Here is a 16,711-nt window from a genome sequence, read left to right as displayed (position 1 = left end):
ACTGGCCACGGCCTCCTCTCGATGATCGCCGTCGTGTCGACCAGCAGCTGTACAGGCTCGGATACCGCTGAGCCGACGACGACCACTACGACAACGGAGGTGCTGGTCGAGATCGGCCAGACCGAGCGCGACGCCTACACCACGTCGGTTGACAACGAGGCGTGGATTGTTGGTGGCGCCGTGTTGGGGCCGGGGAGTGATCTTCGGGTTCGAGCCACCCGTTGTCCAACTCCCATGGTTGACATCCGAAATGTGGACGATGTCAATATGAACCGCCCTGGGTTCGTTGGAGGCTCCAGACCTTTGAAGTAAGGATGGAGTCATGCCACAGGAGATGTCGGTCGGGAAGCCGACCACGCGTCGTTACAGCGAGGCGGAGAAGGATCGAGCGGTGCGGATGGTGTTCCAGCTCCGTAAGGAGCTCGGCACCGATCACGGGACGATCAAGCGGGTTGCTGTCCAGCTCGGGATCGGGGTCGAGTCGCTGCGGGGGTGGGTGAAGCAGCGTGAGATCGACGACGGGGTGAAGCCGGGAGTGACCTCGGCGGAAGCGGCCCGGATCAAGGAACTGGAGCAGGAGCTGCGGGAGCTTCGCCGGGCGAACGAGATCCTCAAGCGGGCGTCGGCTTTCTTCGCGGCGGAGCTCGACCGTCCATCGAAGTGATCGTCGGGTTCATCGACGACAACCGTGACGAGTTCGGGGTCGAGCCCATCTGCAGAGCTCTGCAGGTGGCTCCGAGCACGTACTACGCGGCGAAGCGCCGTGAGCTGGTGCCCTCGGCGCGGGCGTTGCGTGACGCGGTGATGTTGCAGGTCGTGTTCGCTTTGTGGGTCACGAATCGCAAGGTGTACGGGGCCCACAAGTTGTGGAAGGCGGCCCGCCGGGCTGGGCATGATCTCGGCCGGGACCAGGTCGCCCGCCTGATGCGTGAGCTGGATATCGAGGGTGTTTCCCGGCGTCGCCGGAAGATCTTCACGACCGTGTCGGATCCCGACGCAGCCCGGGCACCGGATCTGGTGAACCGGAACTTCAAAGCGAATGCGCCGAACCAGTTGTGGGTGACCGACCTCACCTATGTGCCGACCCGGACGGGGATGGCCTATGTCTGCTTCATCGTCGACGCGTTCAGTCGCCGGATCGTGGGTTGGCGGGTTGCGTCGCACATGAGGACCTCGATGGTGCTCGATGCGTTGGAGATGGCCCGGATCAGCCGGGGCGGGCACCGGCTGGTCGGGTTGGTGACCCATTCCGATGCCGGTAGCCAGTTCACGTCGGTGCGTTTCACCGAGCGCCTCGACGAGATCGGTGCTCGCCCTTCGATCGGTACCGTCGCGGATTCCTACGACAACGCGCTCGCTGAGACGACCAATGGTCTCTACAAGGCCGAGTGTGTCCGGGGCCCCGATGCGCCGGCGGTGTGGGGCGACGTCGATCAGCTGGAGCTCGAGACTCTCGCCTGGGTGCACTGGTTCAACGAGCACCGGCTTCACGGCCACTGCGACGACGTACCCCCAGCAGAGTTCGAAGCAGCGTTCTACGCTGCCCAACAAGCCGACCCCGCCGGGGTTGGAAACCAATAAACCGAGCCTCCATCAGACCCAGGGCGGTTCAATATCAGCGCGTGGAAGTATTTCGATCCCGCCGATGATGTTGAGGATGCCCGTGACTTGGTCATGCGGATCCCGGCCGAGTTTCCCGCCGGCGACTATGACCTCATGGTGGTCTGTTACAACGATCACGACGTGTCGGACCGGGTCCGGCGTACCGTCTTCGAGGTGGCTGGTGCACCGGTATCGGCGACCGCTATCGGTGATGTGGATCCGCTGGTGCAGCCAACCTATTACTGCCTGCCCACCTTCGATCGCTGTCGACAGCTTCAGCCCTTCCCGCCCGACTTCCCGATCTGACGACGAGCTGAATCGCTCGGCGACACCGAACGCACGACTCCGGAGCGTGTCGGATACCCACCGGCCGTTCCTGCTCGCCGACCGTGACCCTGGTCGCCAATCGTGGGAGGAGTCGATCGACCGACTGTCGTTCCCAGGCGCCCCGAGCCTGGCCTGTACGGCACCAGCAACCCGCAACTGCCCCCTACCACTCACTGCTCGAGCAGCAAACAACGTCCCCTATCGCCGGGATCGAGACGCTCCGGCGCAGGTGCTGGTCTGCTGAAGCTACGTGTATCGCCGGACTGCGGACGCGCACCACGTTCACATCGTCTACGTCCAAGCGGGGTCGATGGCATTGCGCACCACGCTCACTTTGGAGGTGATCATGTCGTCCCCGGCTTGTGCGAATTTCCCACGAATGCGCGAGTGCTAGCGTTTGTCATGGGAGTCATTGCGAAGTTCGGCGACTTGCTTCGTCGGTTGACGGGTGGTCGCTCACGCCGAAGGGAGCGCGTTCGAGAGCGAGCGTTTCGCTCGCAGATTGACGAGGGCAGCCGTCGCTCGCGGGATCTGATCAAGAACCCGATCCCAACCGAAGGACATGGTCGATCGACGGGCGGCTAGGCAGCGCAAGGGTCCTGGGAACTGCGACCCATATCGCTCATGCCGTGAATACGGAAGACCTGCCCCCGACCGCCGGCCGTGGGCCATGGGTCTACGATCGTTTTGTGAGACGAGTTGTCTGCTTCAGTTGGATGGCGCTGTTCGTCGTGGCCGGCGCCTGCTCCGATGCTGACGACGCGGCGGAGAGCGTCAACACACCGGCAACCGAGGCGACGGCCACGCCATCGACGTCTCAGACGGCAACCACAGCGACATCACTGTCGACAACTTCGAGCACGCTGCCGCCGTCCACCCGGGATCGACGCAGCGACGTTGCCGACCTGGCCCAAGCGATCGATGCACGCAGGTTGGTGACCCAAGTCGACGACCAGATCCATCTCTCGGCAGACGGCCAGGTCACGGTCATCGACAGCGACAACGACGCGTGGGTGTGGTCCGATGGCCAGTTCGTCTACTGGTCGACCGCCACCGACACCGGCGACGGCGGGTACGAGTCGCGGACAGTGGCGAGAGCGTTCGACGGCGAGACCGTCTGCCAGCTTCCCGAACCGATCCATCATGTCACCGAGCGGAGCACCGGCGGCTATGTCGCTGCGGTCGAACGAGACCTTGACGAGGGCCCCGCTGATGATGCCCTTGTCGGCTATCCGGCGTTCGCCGTCGATTGCGCCACTGGTGACGAGCAGCCAATCGAACCGCTCCGTTTCGTCGGAGGCGAAACCGGAACGACCAGTGTGATCCGGGTCGGGGGGCGAACGTTCACCGCGTTGGGTGACGCTGAGGGCAACGCCGATGTTGCCAACGAGGACGGGATATCGATCAACGGTGACGACTATGCCGGATATCACGCTTTCAACGCTGATGGTTCGCTGGTTGTCTACGGTGAGATGAGCGAGGGCGTCCATGTTTCGGATGAGATCGTGTGTCGGGACACCGTCACGGGCGACGAGCTGTGGCGGACCATGCTCGAGCTCCCGTTCGGGTACCTGGGGTTCATCGGCGATCAGGTGATTGCCGAACAACCGGTCGAGTTCGCCGGGACGGAGTGGGCGGGCACCGCCTCGGTGGTCATCATCGACGCCAGATCAGGACAGACCCAAGCCAGCATTGCGACCACCCTCAAGGTCCTCCACGCCAGCTGATCGGGATACCCCCTACCATCCGGGTTGGGTACGGCCGGACCCGTCCCAGATCGCCGGCCTGGGGACGCACGCTTTGAGCGCTCGGCCGGGCGTTGTCATCGGGCACGGACGCGTGTCGGTTCGATCGACCCTCGACAGCTCTGGCTATTGGTCGCCGACAAGCTGAAGCAGGAACGCATCGCAGACCACGTCAGCACGGCCGGCTCCGCTCGGTCGGCCACCACAACAACGCCGTTGCGATCGCGAAGCGTGAACACGTGAGCTTCGCCATCCCAGCCGACCCGAACATGGTCGACATGTCGGCCGAGATCGTCGGGAGCGACGAAGCGGAGATCATGAATCCACAAGTCGGGCAACACCCTGCCGTCCCATCGCTCCTGGACCCGAATCAGCAGATCCGCCGACGCTTGCGCCGCTGCGACATCGGGACGATCCCTCAACACTGCCACGACCTCGCCCCAGGACCTCTCGATCACTCAGCGATCGTACGCCACCTGCTCAACGTCGATCGCCTGCGTACGGCAATGGCTCACGCCACCGGCCCGCTCGGGCATTGCCGGATTGGCCGTCGGCAACCACAATGTGGCTGTCGCTGCCTCAAGAATTCGAGCCTGTTTGAGGACTGCGGAACAGAGCGCCGGCTCGCCCATTCGCAGCGGAGCCCGATCCCGAATCTTCGCCCACCGCCACACGCCGAGTCAGTCCCGCCATACCGGTGTCGATGCGATCCCGAGATCGCTGAATTGCTCTGCGCCCGCTTCATCGAGCAGCCATGAGCTCGCCTGATTGACAAGGGTGCCTGGCCCGATTGACCGCATGAGCTTTCTCGGATCCAACACGAGACCACCGTCCTCGGGGCGGCCTAGCGATTGGATCATTCTGGACCGTGAGTAGTCGATCTTGTCTCCGCCGGAGCACCCATTGAGAGTCGGGATGAAGTACGGGTCGCCATCGACAGAGAACTCGAAGTAGAAGACATCGGGTACGAGCGAGTCGACCAGCTCTCGGACCGGCTGCGAGATGTAGTACCCCGACCCGTTGTATGACATCGGCGCTGGTTTCCGGCCAGAGGAACGAACCTGAACGCTAGGTCCGCCCCGACAAGTCGCTGCCAACCGCATCCCTTCGAACACCTGGACCAGGTCCTCAGGTTTGAACGACAGATCCGGCGTCGGGATCTGCGGCCGGAAGTACTTCTGACCTGGTCGTGGGCCTTTGGGCACATCAGAGATCTGAGCCGCCAACTCTCTTCGCCGTTGACTCCACATGCTGATTGGATGGGCAAACGCGTCAGCGCAGAACGCCTCACCGATCTCGATGACACCATCCACCTCGCTTGGACTCTGGCGCTCGAGTGACTCGGCGACCACTCCAATGGGGAGCCATGCTTCGAGCGGCCAGACGGCAAGCTGTACAAGTGGCTCATCATCAAGCACGGTGAGCTGAATCCGCAGCGGACCCCTCTGACGCACAATCCCGATGGGCTCAACGCCAGCGATAGAAACGGTCCAGCCAGAGTCGAACCCTGCCCCGGCGAGCGCTACATCAAGATCGACAAGCCAGTCAGGGGCTTTGACGGTGTCCGGCCACACCGGATGGTCATCATGAACAGCCCGGCTTCCTTGTGCCTCGACCCACCGGCGCCGGACCCTTCGAAGCTCACCGCTTGCGTCGTTGGACATGCCGATATCGCTTAGGTGATCGAGCACCTCCAACTGGTCCGCCCCGGTCAACTCCTTGCGGGTCGATCGGCCGAACAACTCCATCCACTCCCGAACGTCGAAAAACGGCGCTGTGGGCGTCGATCGAACCATGAGCGTCGGTGCGATCGGCAAGACAGACACGCCGGTGCGGGGATCGGACCCAACGACACGGATCTCGCACCCGTCCACCACCGCATGTATCCCCGAAGACTCAATCCAAGGTTCCCGCTGGGAAAGGTCGAGAACGGCTCGAAGCCAATCCGCCTCCCAATGTCCAGCCAGATCGGCAGGTCTGTACATCTACTGATCCCATCTCGGCCGCTGCGCGAACGACTCGTCGACGCATGCGACCAGCATCTCGAACCTCACCCACTGCTCACAGCAAATCCCCGTCGCAACTTTGTTCAGGCGCAAGCTGAAGAGTTCGGCGGGAAGATCAAGCAACGTGAGGTCATAGCTCATTGGCGCCATCCTCGCAGACCTCCGATGCCTGACGTCGGTCAATCCGTGAGCTCGGCCTTCTGCGCTCAAATCCTGCCCCCTACCACTCATGCCCGTAGCACCGAAGAGCGCCCCGAACGCCGGGAAGATGACGCACAATCTCGGTCGGGTGGATGGGAACCGAATGCCGGATACCGCGCGGCTTTCGACTCCGCCACGTCGAGCTGTGAAACGATGAGAGCGTGAATCTCGACGAGCCCGGCGCCCGCTGGACAGGCGTGTGCATCGACTGTGCTGACGATGAGGAGTTGGCCGCGTTCTACGGCCAACTGCTCGGCTGGGAAACGACTGCGAGCGACGGCAAGGGCTGGCGCCAGTTGCGCGATCCTGCCGGCGGGGTGGGGATCAATATCCAACGTGAGAGCTGGTATCAGCCACCGACATGGCCCGAGCAGGCCGATGCCCAGCACAAGATGATGCACTTCGAGATCGAGGTGGACGATCTCGAAGTAACGATCGCAGCTGCCGTCGCGGCTGGTGGTCGGGAGGCGCCTGTCCAGCCTGAAGATCGTGATCCGGAACGGATCCGAGTCATTCTCGACCCGGCCGGCCACCCGTTGTGCCTCTTCGTCACCGGCGAGTAGGCGAGCTCGATAATGGCACGTCTCGGAGCTGGCCACCCGCTCGAGAATGCTCGATCCTGCCGAATCCCGCTCGGGACGGTTCGAGGTTCTCCTAGGGTGCCGGCATGGAAGTGGAGGTGGTGGTTGCGCACAGCGAGCGTGCGACGTTGCGTGTCGGTGAGGTCTTCTTGAAGGTCGACTCGGATCAGAGCCGGACCGATGTAGAGGTCGAAGCAATGGGGTTGGCTCCGGTTCCGACACCTGAGGTGCTCTGGCGGAAGCCACCGGTGCTCGCACTCGCCGCAGCGGCAGGCCGACCGCTCGGTCGTCTCGGTGATCCGTCCTCGGCGTCGACAGCTGCGTGGGTCGCTGCGGGTGCGGCGGTTCGGGCCTTGCATGACGCACCGTTGCCGCCGTGGCCGGGGCGAGGGGTTGAGGCAATAGCGGAGCGGCTCGAAACGGAGAGTGAGTGGCTCACCGCCAACGACGTGTTGCCCACGGAGGTCGTGAACCGCAATCGACGGCTCGCAGAGACGGTGTTGCGGACATGGAAACCGTGCTTCATCCACGGCGACTTGCAGGTCGACCATGTCTTTGTGTCGGGCGACGAGGTGACTGCCATCATCGACTGGTCCGAAGCAGCCCAAGGCGACGCCCTCTATGACCTCGCGACGCTCACGCTCGGCTATCCCGAACGCCTCGACGATGTGATCGCCGGTTACGGGGCCGAGGCTGACCGTGAACTCGTCGCGGCGTGGTGGTCGCTGCGATGCCTGTCGAACATCCGATGGCTGGTTGAACATGGGTTCGGCCCAATCGAAGCGATGCCCGAGGTTGGGGTGTTGTTGCGTCGATGACTCTGCACGCAGGCACGAACCCGGACCGCGTCCGATCAGAACATCACGCTAAGGCGAGCCCTTGTACTGAGCAGAACGGCACCTACGCGAGCGGCAGACTGCCCCATATTGCTCAACAGCTGCGTCGCCAACCCTGCCCCTGAAAGGCCGGCAGTGGGTGACGTTGTAGCGCGGTGACAATCAGCCGCAAATACGATCGAATGGTGTCTGAACGCAGGCCACGGCGGGGCCTTGAAGGCTTCGATCCGAATATCCGCGGCGCTGCGAATTTGGACAAGTGCCAGTGAAGCCAGGACCGATTTGGAGCCGATGCACGTGCAAGACCGTGACACTGAGCAAGAAGCCGAGTTCCGGGGAGGGATACCGCTTCTCGGCGCGGTGACATGGGTCGGGGTCTTCGTGCCGATGATGTTCGGAACGACCCTCGTCGAGGTGCTGAAGGGGGACGGCATCGACGCTGTGGCTGAGCTTTCGGAGGGGTTCATCTTCTGGCTCGTGATTCTCATAGCCGGTGCTGCTCGAGCCTGGTTCGCATGGCGGACGGTGTTCATGGCTGTCGTGACGCTGGACGACCGAGCGATCACGGTGGTGAATCCGACCAAGTCGATGGTGATCGAGGTCGGTGACGCTGTCGTTCATCGGACGCCGCTCGCGTTGCCGTGGAACGGGCGGACGGTGATCAGCCAGAAGTCGAGCCCTTTGCCGGAGTACATCGCAGCAGCCGCGCTGGGCGTTCGATTGCCATTCGGGCGTGATGCCGAAGCAGAGTTCATCCGCAGGGCAGTCGACGCTGGGGCAACGCTCGGAGACAAGCTGTCCGGGGCCGACTGGTTGCGCTGGAGAGTCCGGGGCGCCAGAACGAGATAGACCCCCGTTTCCCTGGCCGAGAGCGGGGCCCGAGTCGAGTCAAGTGAAACGACCAGACGACTCAGAAGACAGCGAGCCAGGCGTGTCCCCTATTGCCCCTCACTCACCCAGCACAGCCGTCCCCGATCGCCGGCAAGATGACGCACATTCTTGATCGGTCCGTCGGCGGGATATTGCCGGATTTGGGGCGAGGGTCCCACGGCTCCGACAGCAGCTGCAGCGCAAGATCTGATGGGCCCAGAGGATCGCTATCCGTTTTCGGGTTGTCTGCAGCGTCCACCGAGTCGGCAGAGGCACCGGTCTGAGCGCGAGCATAGTCGCATGGCGGCCGATGGCTCTCCTCAACTCAGCCGTCGCAGAGGGGCAGCCAAGTTGCTCCCGGTCGCGATTGCGGCGGCGACTTCGCTGAGCATCGTGTTCGCAGGCTGTGGGTCGGACATCCCCGATGACTGGACCGCCGAAGTCGGACCCTGCATATCGATCGAGGAGCTCCAGTCCGAGATCGATCCCAAGCGGGAGGACCCTCCCGTTGTCTCACCTCGTGCAGACCTCGTCTACTACTGCGGAGTCATGGCCGCTCCGAGTTGCGCTGAGTATCCATCCGGTGGCGAACTCATTCGGACCGAATCGGGATTCACCATCCAATACCTGGGTGACGACTCTGAGCTGGCAGCCAAGACACCGGAGGATTGCCGAGGGAGTTTCGCCGTCTGGGCAGCAGAGCGTTTCGAGTTCGCGGATGACGAAGCAGTCGAGTTTCGTGGACGGAACCGATAAGTCGAGCTGCCGCCCGCGCCGCGTGCGACGCGCTGACGTGCGATCGCTCGACCGTCGACTCTTGACCAAAGTGCGGCTGTGGCCCATGAGGTTGGAGGTGGTGGCTGACGATTTGCTTTGCTCAAGGCTGGGCGGTCTGTGCAATTGAAACTCGTGACGGCGTGGCGCCGTCGGTCCGGCCACATGTGCTGGCGATCACCAACGGTCTCGAAGCATTCAGAGCACACCAGAACGAGGACAACGTCAACCTCGGCCAGGGCGATGTCGTCGTTGATCGAATCCCGTCGAACGTCGTCTGTCGGGTATCGGATCCAACTGGCCATGGACACCGGTGCAACGGACGGCGGTTCGCCAGCATGATGACCGACAAACCACCTCGCCGCTGGCGATGAAGACGGCTGACAACAGTGTCTCGATCTAACTGGTTTCCTGGCAGATGATCGCCATCCGGCCGACTTCTTTCGAGAGTGGCACGACGTTCCATTCGACTGACCCAACGGTGTAGGTGATCTCGGTGCCGAGGTCGACGCTGGTGAGATCGGCGGTGCCGGCGCCGTCCTTGCAGTCGATCTCATCGAAGAGCAGTCGGAACGGCATGTCCCTGATCTCTCCGACGTTGATGAGGGGAGTGTTGTTCCACTCCGCGAGCTTGTCGGCAGGATCATCGGGGCCCGAGTACACGAGCACGAAGTGATCCTGCTCATAGGTCCACTCGGCGGGGACGGCCTCGACCGGTCCGAGCGCTACGGCTGTGAGTTCGGGCGCCGGCGATGAGCAGCCAACGCCAAGCACGAGCGGCAAAGCCAGACCGGCGATCACGGTTCGGGCATAGCGTCGGAATCGGGATCGACACGGTCGGTTCACATCTCGATGTCTCGGCGCAAAGGCCAAGTGCGTGAGGCTGCTTGATCCGCCAAGCCGACAAGCCGTTCGGACACTCACGCGGTGAAGCAACAAACCGTTCCCCGAGCGGTGTTCGCCTGCCGCTGCTCGGGCGGAATGTCGGGCGACTCGGCTGGGCCAGTCGTGCGACTGCCCTCGGCTACATCGGCAACTGTGATCGCGCCGCCCACCGTGGCGCCGGGCTGTCGAGGAACGAAGCCACCCACGCGGCCGAAGGAATCGCCCCATACCGCTCACGCCTGTGCCGACAACCAACGTCCCAGACCGCCGGCTTGATGTCGCGCGCGACGAGTCGCATCACCTGCTGTTGGGCGGGTCAGTGACGCCCTCAAGGTTGCCCCCAGCGCAGCCACTGGGCTGGCCATCAGGCCGTCAGACATGCAGCTCCTACTGGATCGTGACGTCCAGCAGGTTCTCGCCGCTGACCGGATGACGATTGGGCTCAAGGCCCGCACGTTCGCATGAGTGCGAGGTCGGGGCGTGACGTGCGTCGGTTCAGCCACGAAGTTGAGTCTGGGCTGTCCTCTGGTCCACGTTCCTCGCCCGCAACGCCGACCTGGCATGGCTCTCACTGATCCCACGTGAGCATCGGCGACAAGTACAGCCCATCTGCCGCACCGTCGAGCTTTTCTGTCAAGTGGAGCACGAGGAGGCTTCCAACGACTTCGATAGCGCCAAGATCGAAGTCCTGCGCCATTGGACGGCGAGTCGAGAAGCTATCTGCCTCGCCGAACACCGCAGGCATCCTTGTGGCGTTCTCCTCCGCCAGTTCGGCCGACTTGTGCGCTACGAGTACTACGAAGTCCTTACTCGGCTGGTTCTGGACTACCACGCTCAACTCGAACCTGACCGGATTACCGAGCTGGGTCTCGCTCGCACGGCCAAAGTCGAGCAAGTTCTGCGTGCAGCCCGTCTCGCAGAGACGCTCGAGGACACCGTCGACCGAGCGGGCCGGGAAGGCCTCGATCTGGTTCCAGGGGCCAAACTGATCGACAGCCAGCGCAACCTCGTCGTATGCACCGCCCGGGCCAGTTTCGATCAGTGCCCGGACATCCCCCACGGTTGCCGACCAGAGGAGGATCCCCTCTGCGAACGCCATCTCGCCGGGCTGACCGATCGGCCTGAGCAACGATTTGCGACTGAAGTCCACGTTCGAACCGAATTCGACCAGCCTAAACGCCCCCAACTCCTCGACTGTCGCAACGTCAGCCCAGGGCGAACTCGAAAGAACACGAGCAATCGCGTCGTCGGAGTCAGCCGAGATGGCGGCAACGATCACGCCGCCATCGGTCGCGATCGCCTCGATCTCATCCGACGCAATACCGATCTCGCTCTCGAAGACCAGCAGGTCGGCATCTGCGCTCGGGCGAGCAACCCACGGCACCCATCGACTGTTCATCGCCCCTTGGACGTACACGCCAACGACGTCGCTGCCATCGCCAGCCAGCGCCATCAGAGTGGCAAGTCGATCGGGCGGCAACCCGGCGCGTTGGACGTCGTCGGCTGCTTCCACTTCCAGATCAGCCGAGACACGCTCGCTTGGCTGCGAGTTGTCGGAAACCGCCGACCCGGGCGATAGCACCACGTCGATGGAGTCCCGTCGGGTGGTGTAGCAGTGCCGTGCGATTCTGTTGGTCAAGTTCTTGGGGCTGCGGGCAATGACGTTAGCGGTTCTCCTTCGTGGTCGACGAGTGGTTCGAGACTTCCGGCGGCGATGTAGCGCCGGTCCGAGGAGATCATTTCGTCGTTGATCTCGACCAGCAACGCCCCGACGAGGCGGATCACCGACTCGGTGTTGGGGAAGATCTGCACGACATCGGTGCGTCGTTTCAGTTCACGGTTCAATCGTTCGATCGGGTTGTTCGACCAGATCTTGGACCAATGCGCCGGCGGGAACCCGGTGTAGGCCAACAGATCGGTCTCCATGCCCTCCAGCTTCGTCGCGACCTCGGGCGACACACCGGCGAGCTGGGTGACGACGTTACGCAACTGGGTGCGGGCCGACCCGGCGTCGGGCTGGGCGAAGATCGTGCGGATCAACGCAGCGATCATCAGGCGGTGCTGATGCTTGGCGACCGACAACAGGTTCCTCATCGCGTGGACTCTGCAGCGCTGCCAGCCGGCGCCCTGGAACACCCGCCGGATCGCTGCTTTCAGCCCGGCGTGGGCGTCGGAGATGACGAGGCGGACACCAGTGAGGTTGCGTTCTTTCAAACTCCGGAGGAACTCGGTCCAGAACGTTTCGTTCTCTGAGTCCCCGACATCGACGCCGAGTACTTCGCGGTAGCCATCGGCTCGGAGACCCGTGGCGATCACGACCGCTTTGGAAGTGACCTGGCCTGCTTCGCGGACATGGACGTAGGTGGCATCCAACCAGACATAGACGAAGCGTTGATGCCCCAGATCACGGTTGCGGAGCACTGCGACATCGGCGTCGATGTTCTTGCAGATCCTGCTGACGCTGCTCTTGGAGATGCCGGTGTCGCAGCCCAACGCCTTGACCAGGTCGTCGACCTTCCGGGTGCTGGTGCCGGTGATGTAGGCGGTCATGATCACCGCCCACAAGGCTTTGTCGATCCGGCGGCGGGGCTCGAGGAGCTCGGGGAAGAACGATCCCTGCCGGAGTTTCGGGATCCCCAGCTCGAGGTCGCCGGCGGGGGTCGATACCAGTTTCGGGCGGTGCCCGTTGCGCAGGTTGGTGCGGGCCAGGGTCCGTTCACCAGGTTCGGCGCCGATCCTCGCAGTGAGTTCGGCTTCGATGAGTTCTTGGAGGGCGTCGGTCAGAATCTCGGCGAGAGATCCGGCAAGGCCGGTCCCGGTGACTGCGTTGGCGACGCGTCTCGAAAGCGGATAGGGCAGACTCGTATTCGGTCATCGTGCGATTCCTTCTCAGTTCGTTTAGTCACTTCTGAGAATCGCACGGTGGCCACCACTCCGGAGGGAATACCCCTCCGATGGTCAGGCCGATCTACACCACGAGACGGGACTCACCCACCACGTCAGTCGATGATGAACACGCACCACCACCCAACACGAGTGACGCCATGACGACAACACCTACAGTCGAAGTGCGCCAGACCTGATTGCGGTTGGTCGTGTTCACCCCGAAAGTATCGGCGACAGCAGGCACGACTGGAGTGGAGTGGGGAAGGGATTTCGCGGTGAGGGGCTGCCCTGCTGAAGGGAAGTGTCATCGTGCCGAAGGGCATCAAGTCATCGCCTGAGTTCCGTGCTCAGGCCTGTCGTCAAGTCACCGAGTTCTCCCGACCGACCCGTGAGGTCGCCCGGGAGCTGGGCATCTCGCATGAGACTCTGCGAACCTGGCTGCGTCGAGCACGCATCGAGGAGTCCCGAGTGGCCGAAAGCGAAGAATCCGATCTCGAAGCCGAGAACAAACGGCTACGCGCCGAGCTGAAGACAGCGAAGGACGAGCTGTATTGGGCCGGCCAGGAGAACGAGTTCTGAAAAAGCGGCGGGCTTCTTCGCAGCCGAACAACGCCCGAAGCGTGGTTCGCAGTGATCGACCAGATCGCTGTTGCTGGGGAGAAGCCCGAATTTCCTGTTGTCCGAATGTGCGGGTGGGCTGGCGTGTCGGAGTCCGGGTTCTACGCCTGGCGTCGCCGCACCCCTCCGCGCCGGCTCGTCGCCGGGAGTGGCTGGCCGGTGAGGTCGCCCGGGTGTTCGCTGCCTCCAACGGGGTGTTCGGCTACCGCAAGGTGCATTCCCGGCTCGTCGATGAAGGGATCGTGGTGTGTGACCGTGTGGTGCGGGATCTGATGGTCGAACAAGGCCTGGAGTCGTGTCATCCAGCGCCGTGGCGGCATCTCACCCAACCCGATGGGACACCGCCGGCCCCCGACCTCATCGCCCGCGACTTCACCGCTGATCGGCCCGGTGTGCGTCTGGTCGGCGACATCACCCAGATCGACACGTGGGAAGGCCCCGTGTTCCTCGCGACGGTGATCGATCTGTACAACCGTGAAGTGATCGGCTGGGCCATGGCCGAGCATCATCGGGCCGAACTGGTGTGCGAGGCGATCGTCATGGCCCGCCGGAACCGGCGGATCCGGCGGCGAGCGATCTTCCATTCCGACCGCGGCACGGAGTACACCTCGAGGGCGTTCCGTCACTGCCTGCGTGTGAATGGGCGGATCCGTTCCTCGATGGGCCAGGTCGGCTGCGCCTACGACAACGCTGTCGCTGAGTCGTTCTTCGCTGCGTTGAAGAAGGAGCTCGTGCATCGCACCGAGTTCCCCACCCGGGCACGCGCTGAGGAAGCGGTTGCCAACTACATCGAGATCTTCTACAACCATCGCAGGCCCCACCAAGCGCTCGGGTACGCCACACCCGCCGCCTACCGGGCCCGTCGAGTCAACTCAACCGCAGCCTGACACCGCGCGATCCAGTACTCACTCCAGAGTGATCCGTACCAGGCAAGCGATGTCGAACACCCGCCGATCGAACGACCACAGCCGCTACGACCCGGCCCGCCCCATACCGCTCATGGCCGAGGCACGGAAGGTGCCCCAGATCGCCGGCTTGATGACGCAGCCTGTAGCGCGTTTCCATAGGGCCGAAGGCATCGATTTCAGCGAGCCCGCCGAACAGTTCACAAGCGACACGCGCCGATCCGCAACTCTCAACTTGGTGAGGATTGTGTTCATCCTGCGTGTGCCGAGACCACTCGACCGGTTTCGTCGAGCGTGAACCTGATTCGGAGTGGATCAATGTCATCGGTGCGTACTTCGTCTTCGGCTAGCTCGACCACGGTCTCGAAACCGGACTCGATTGCCCACCGGTGCACTTCGGCGTCGGTCAACCCGAGGAGCTGGTCCAGCGCGCAGCCGTCCGGACTACTGCAATCCAGGTCTCGAGCATTGACCAACTCTGGTGAATCGGCCGGCTCACTCTCCGGAGATGTGCCATCGGTAGTTGACGTCCTTGCTGTGGCTGGCTCGCCGACGGACAAAGTGATCGGGCGCGGATCGGCACGGGGCAGGTCGCGAACGGCTGCGTCGAGTAGGCCCTCACCGACGAACCGGCGTTCAAGGGCTACGGCGTAGATCGCTGGCCGCAGGGCCCTTTCGCACCCCACGTTGCCGCCTGGATGGAAGAAGTCGAGGACTACCTGGCCGTCTTGGTCGCGTCCGTAGCCGTCGAAGCGGACACCGCATGCACCGAAATTCACCCCGGCGCCGTGGGAGTAGGTGAGGATGACTTCGGTGTCGAAGTCGACGGCGATCTGTTCCGTCTCGGGTCCCTCGCCAAGCAGGGTCCACAGCTTGTCGTAGTCCTCCTGGTTGTCGATGATCTTGGATGCGCCGATGTCGATCGTGGAACCCGCACCGACCCAGCGCCAACCCGGGCCCGACAGCTGCTGCGGGCCGGGAACCACATAGTCGTTGGGATCTGCTCCCTTGACGCAGAGTTCCTCCGGATCAGCGAATGTGGCAAGGGTCGAGAGTGTGGTTTCGTCGAGCACGTTCAGGCGAAGCATTGGCAGCGTGCCGTCACCGCCGAGACTGTCGGCGGCACCGATCCCGGCCTCGATCGCAGTGGTGGCCAGCTCCTGGCCACGTTCGACGGTTGTGTCACCCTTGGGGGCCATCCCTGCTACCGGGCAGCGCTGAAACCCGGAGGCGGAAAGGATCGCCTCAGAGTCGATCTCGGGCCAGGTCCTCACTGGAAGGTCATCCATCGGACTTGCTGCGTCAGCGGGTCTTGAATTGTCGACGCTGGTCGTGGGCGCTGCTTCGACTGCCTGATCTGGGTCGCGACCGGCGAGTTTCCAACCGCTAAACCCGACGACGATCAAGAGTGCTGCTGCAGCGATCAGCTGTGTCTGCGGACCGCGACGGTCGTCTCGATTGTGGGCCAGCTGGTTTGTCTCGAGGGTGCCGTTGTCGACTCTGGTCTGGGTGGCATCGAGTTGGGCTTGGAATGTTGACCGGACGCGTTCGTCGATTGGATCGTTCATTGTTCGGCCTCCTTGTCGGTGAGCGTTTCTGCGAGGCGCTTGCGTGCCTGGTGAAGCGTTGATGTTGCGGTTGAAACCGAGATGCCGAGGAGGTCGGCGATTTCGGCCACCGGACAGTCTTCGAGATAGTGGAGTGCGACCACAGTTCGCTGCCGCATCGGCAACGATGCGACGGCTTCCCATACCGCCAGGTCCCCATGGAGTGTTGGCCCGGCATTTCGTCCAGCCGGTTCACGAACGAGACGAAGAAGCGCCTTGGTTTCGTTTGCCAGACGCCGGCGACGGTTCAGCGAGAGGTTGATGACCACTCGCCGAGACCATGCAGCTGGGTCGTCGTAGCGCGTGATCGTCTCCCAGCGCGAACGGGCACGTTCGAGTGCTTCCTGTGCGAGGTCTTCGCCCGTCGACGCGTCACCAGTCACGGCTGTTGCGAGGACAGCCAACGATGAGAACTGTCGTCGATAGAAGTCCTCGAAGACATCGGGCTGCCTGCTATCAAGTTCCAACTCGGCCGCTCCTACAACAGGTCGCACATCCAATACACCCGCCAGGCCGTCAACATGTCCACTGCACACGCAAGAAAGCCAGAGGCAGTACAGAACCAGACGCGGCCTGAGTCGGCAGGAAACGCCGGGGACCAAGAGCCTCGGGGCCTGCCCCCTACCACCCGCTTCCGCCGCTCAACAGACCGCCCCAGACCGCCGGCCTGGGGACGCACGAGGGAGCCGCTTTCGAGGCTTCGACGCCACGTTTCGAACCGTTCACCGGTCCCGAGGGAAGATCGTGGTGGATAGACGGCGAATGTGTCGAGGTGTCTCCGCACCCTGACACCCCCAGACCTACATCCGCCGACCGGCGACCTCGACCTGGTCGCTACCGCTGTGTCGCAACTGAACCTTCGGTTCAT

16 protein-coding genes and 1 other annotated feature are annotated in these 16,711 nt (G+C 63.2%); of the genes, 8 read left to right on the top strand and 8 right to left on the bottom strand.

All coding sequences use genetic code 11. From position 1 onward, the window contains the following. Window positions 1-322: 322 nt before the first annotated feature. The 3 genes from R2733_17630 (at window position 323) to R2733_17620 (ending at window position 3,656) form a co-directional block, all read left to right on the top strand. A protein-coding gene (locus R2733_17630) for an IS3 family transposase (GenBank protein MEZ5378329.1) occupies window positions 323-1,581 on the top strand; the annotation gives its coding sequence in 2 pieces (ribosomal slippage) (window positions 323-626 and window positions 626-1,581; 1,260 coding nt in all). Next, window positions 625-738, top strand: a sequence feature (AL1L pseudoknot). It overlaps the preceding gene by 114 nt. A gap of 87 nt (window positions 1,582-1,668) precedes the next feature. Continuing rightward, window positions 1,669-1,908, top strand: a complete 240-nt coding sequence (locus R2733_17625; protein ID MEZ5378328.1) for a hypothetical protein — start codon at window positions 1,669-1,671, stop codon at window positions 1,906-1,908. Window positions 1,909-2,618: 710 nt separating this feature from the next. Continuing rightward, window positions 2,619-3,656 (top strand): hypothetical protein, encoded by a 1,038-nt coding sequence (locus R2733_17620; protein MEZ5378327.1) that lies wholly within the window; start codon window positions 2,619-2,621, stop codon window positions 3,654-3,656. Window positions 3,657-3,751: 95 nt separating this feature from the next. On the opposite strand, the gene R2733_17615 is transcribed toward R2733_17620, so the two are convergent. From R2733_17615 to R2733_17605, 3 genes are all read right to left on the bottom strand, one after another. Continuing rightward, window positions 3,752-4,132 carry a hypothetical protein gene (locus R2733_17615; protein ID MEZ5378326.1) on the bottom strand — a complete coding sequence of 127 codons (381 nt, stop codon included), beginning with the start codon at window positions 4,130-4,132 and terminating at the stop codon, window positions 3,752-3,754. 222 nt (window positions 4,133-4,354) lie between these two features. Beyond that, on the bottom strand, window positions 4,355-5,659 hold the full coding sequence (locus R2733_17610; GenBank protein MEZ5378325.1) for a hypothetical protein: 1,305 nt from the start codon (window positions 5,657-5,659) through the stop codon (window positions 4,355-4,357). Beyond that, window positions 5,660-5,821 (bottom strand): hypothetical protein, encoded by a 162-nt coding sequence (locus R2733_17605; protein ID MEZ5378324.1) that lies wholly within the window; start codon window positions 5,819-5,821, stop codon window positions 5,660-5,662. 221 nt (window positions 5,822-6,042) lie between these two features. On the opposite strand from R2733_17605, the gene R2733_17600 reads away from it, so the two are divergent. The 3 genes from R2733_17600 to R2733_17590 all read left to right on the top strand — a co-directional run bounded on the left by R2733_17600 (window position 6,043) and on the right by R2733_17590 (window position 8,147). Continuing rightward, on the top strand, window positions 6,043-6,444 hold the full coding sequence (locus R2733_17600) for a VOC family protein (GenBank protein MEZ5378323.1): 402 nt from the start codon (window positions 6,043-6,045) through the stop codon (window positions 6,442-6,444). Between the two features lie 104 nt (window positions 6,445-6,548). Further along, on the top strand, window positions 6,549-7,280 hold the full coding sequence (locus R2733_17595; GenBank protein MEZ5378322.1) for a phosphotransferase: 732 nt from the start codon (window positions 6,549-6,551) through the stop codon (window positions 7,278-7,280). Window positions 7,281-7,511: 231 nt separating this feature from the next. After that, the gene (locus R2733_17590; protein ID MEZ5378321.1) at window positions 7,512-8,147 is read left to right on the top strand and encodes a hypothetical protein; all 636 of its coding nucleotides are present in this window, start codon (window positions 7,512-7,514) and stop codon (window positions 8,145-8,147) included. A 1,194-nt stretch (window positions 8,148-9,341) separates the two neighbouring features. Here the strand turns inward: R2733_17590 and R2733_17585 are convergent. The 3 genes from R2733_17585 to R2733_17575 all read right to left on the bottom strand — a co-directional run bounded on the left by R2733_17585 (window position 9,342) and on the right by R2733_17575 (window position 12,686). Further along, the gene (locus R2733_17585) at window positions 9,342-9,743 is read right to left on the bottom strand and encodes a hypothetical protein (protein MEZ5378320.1); all 402 of its coding nucleotides are present in this window, start codon (window positions 9,741-9,743) and stop codon (window positions 9,342-9,344) included. A gap of 652 nt (window positions 9,744-10,395) precedes the next feature. After that, complete coding sequence (locus tag R2733_17580; GenBank protein MEZ5378319.1) at window positions 10,396-11,106, bottom strand: hypothetical protein; 711 nt, start codon at window positions 11,104-11,106, stop codon at window positions 10,396-10,398. A 356-nt stretch (window positions 11,107-11,462) separates the two neighbouring features. Beyond that, window positions 11,463-12,686: an IS256 family transposase gene (locus R2733_17575; GenBank protein ID MEZ5378318.1), complete on the bottom strand. Its 1,224-nt coding sequence runs from the start codon at window positions 12,684-12,686 to the stop codon at window positions 11,463-11,465. Between the two features lie 336 nt (window positions 12,687-13,022). Here R2733_17575 and R2733_17570 point away from each other — a divergent pair, with 336 nt between their 5' ends. Then, window positions 13,023-13,292 (top strand): transposase, encoded by a 270-nt coding sequence (locus tag R2733_17570; GenBank protein MEZ5378317.1) that lies wholly within the window; start codon window positions 13,023-13,025, stop codon window positions 13,290-13,292. Between the two features lie 41 nt (window positions 13,293-13,333). Then, window positions 13,334-14,218, top strand: a complete 885-nt coding sequence (locus tag R2733_17565) for an IS3 family transposase (GenBank protein MEZ5378316.1) — start codon at window positions 13,334-13,336, stop codon at window positions 14,216-14,218. 269 nt (window positions 14,219-14,487) lie between these two features. On the opposite strand, the gene R2733_17560 is transcribed toward R2733_17565, so the two are convergent. Continuing rightward, window positions 14,488-15,435 (bottom strand): hypothetical protein, encoded by a 948-nt coding sequence (locus R2733_17560; protein MEZ5378315.1) that lies wholly within the window; start codon window positions 15,433-15,435, stop codon window positions 14,488-14,490. A 365-nt stretch (window positions 15,436-15,800) separates the two neighbouring features. Further along, the gene (locus tag R2733_17555) at window positions 15,801-16,310 is read right to left on the bottom strand and encodes a sigma-70 family RNA polymerase sigma factor (protein ID MEZ5378314.1); all 510 of its coding nucleotides are present in this window, start codon (window positions 16,308-16,310) and stop codon (window positions 15,801-15,803) included. Window positions 16,311-16,711: the final 401 nt, after the last annotated feature.

This window comes from Acidimicrobiales bacterium (assembly GCA_041394265.1).
Taxonomy (GTDB): domain Bacteria; phylum Actinomycetota; class Acidimicrobiia; order Acidimicrobiales; family SZUA-35; genus JBBQUN01.
The sequence above is the reverse complement of the archived record's forward strand: the minus strand, read 5'-3'. Positions and strand labels throughout refer to the sequence as shown.

Bases quoted from the DNA above. Each gene is read 5' to 3' on its own strand.
- R2733_17610 (MEZ5378325.1), bottom strand. From the start codon at position 5,659: ATGTACAGACCTGCCGATCTGGCTGGACATTGGGAGGCGGATTGGCTT.
- R2733_17605 (MEZ5378324.1), bottom strand. From the start codon at position 5,821: ATGAGCTATGACCTCACGTTGCTTGATCTTCCCGCCGAACTCTTCAGC.
- R2733_17595 (MEZ5378322.1), top strand. From the start codon at position 6,549: ATGGAAGTGGAGGTGGTGGTTGCGCACAGCGAGCGTGCGACGTTGCGT.
- R2733_17560 (MEZ5378315.1), bottom strand. From the start codon at position 15,435: ATGGCCCCCAAGGGTGACACAACCGTCGAACGTGGCCAGGAGCTGGCC.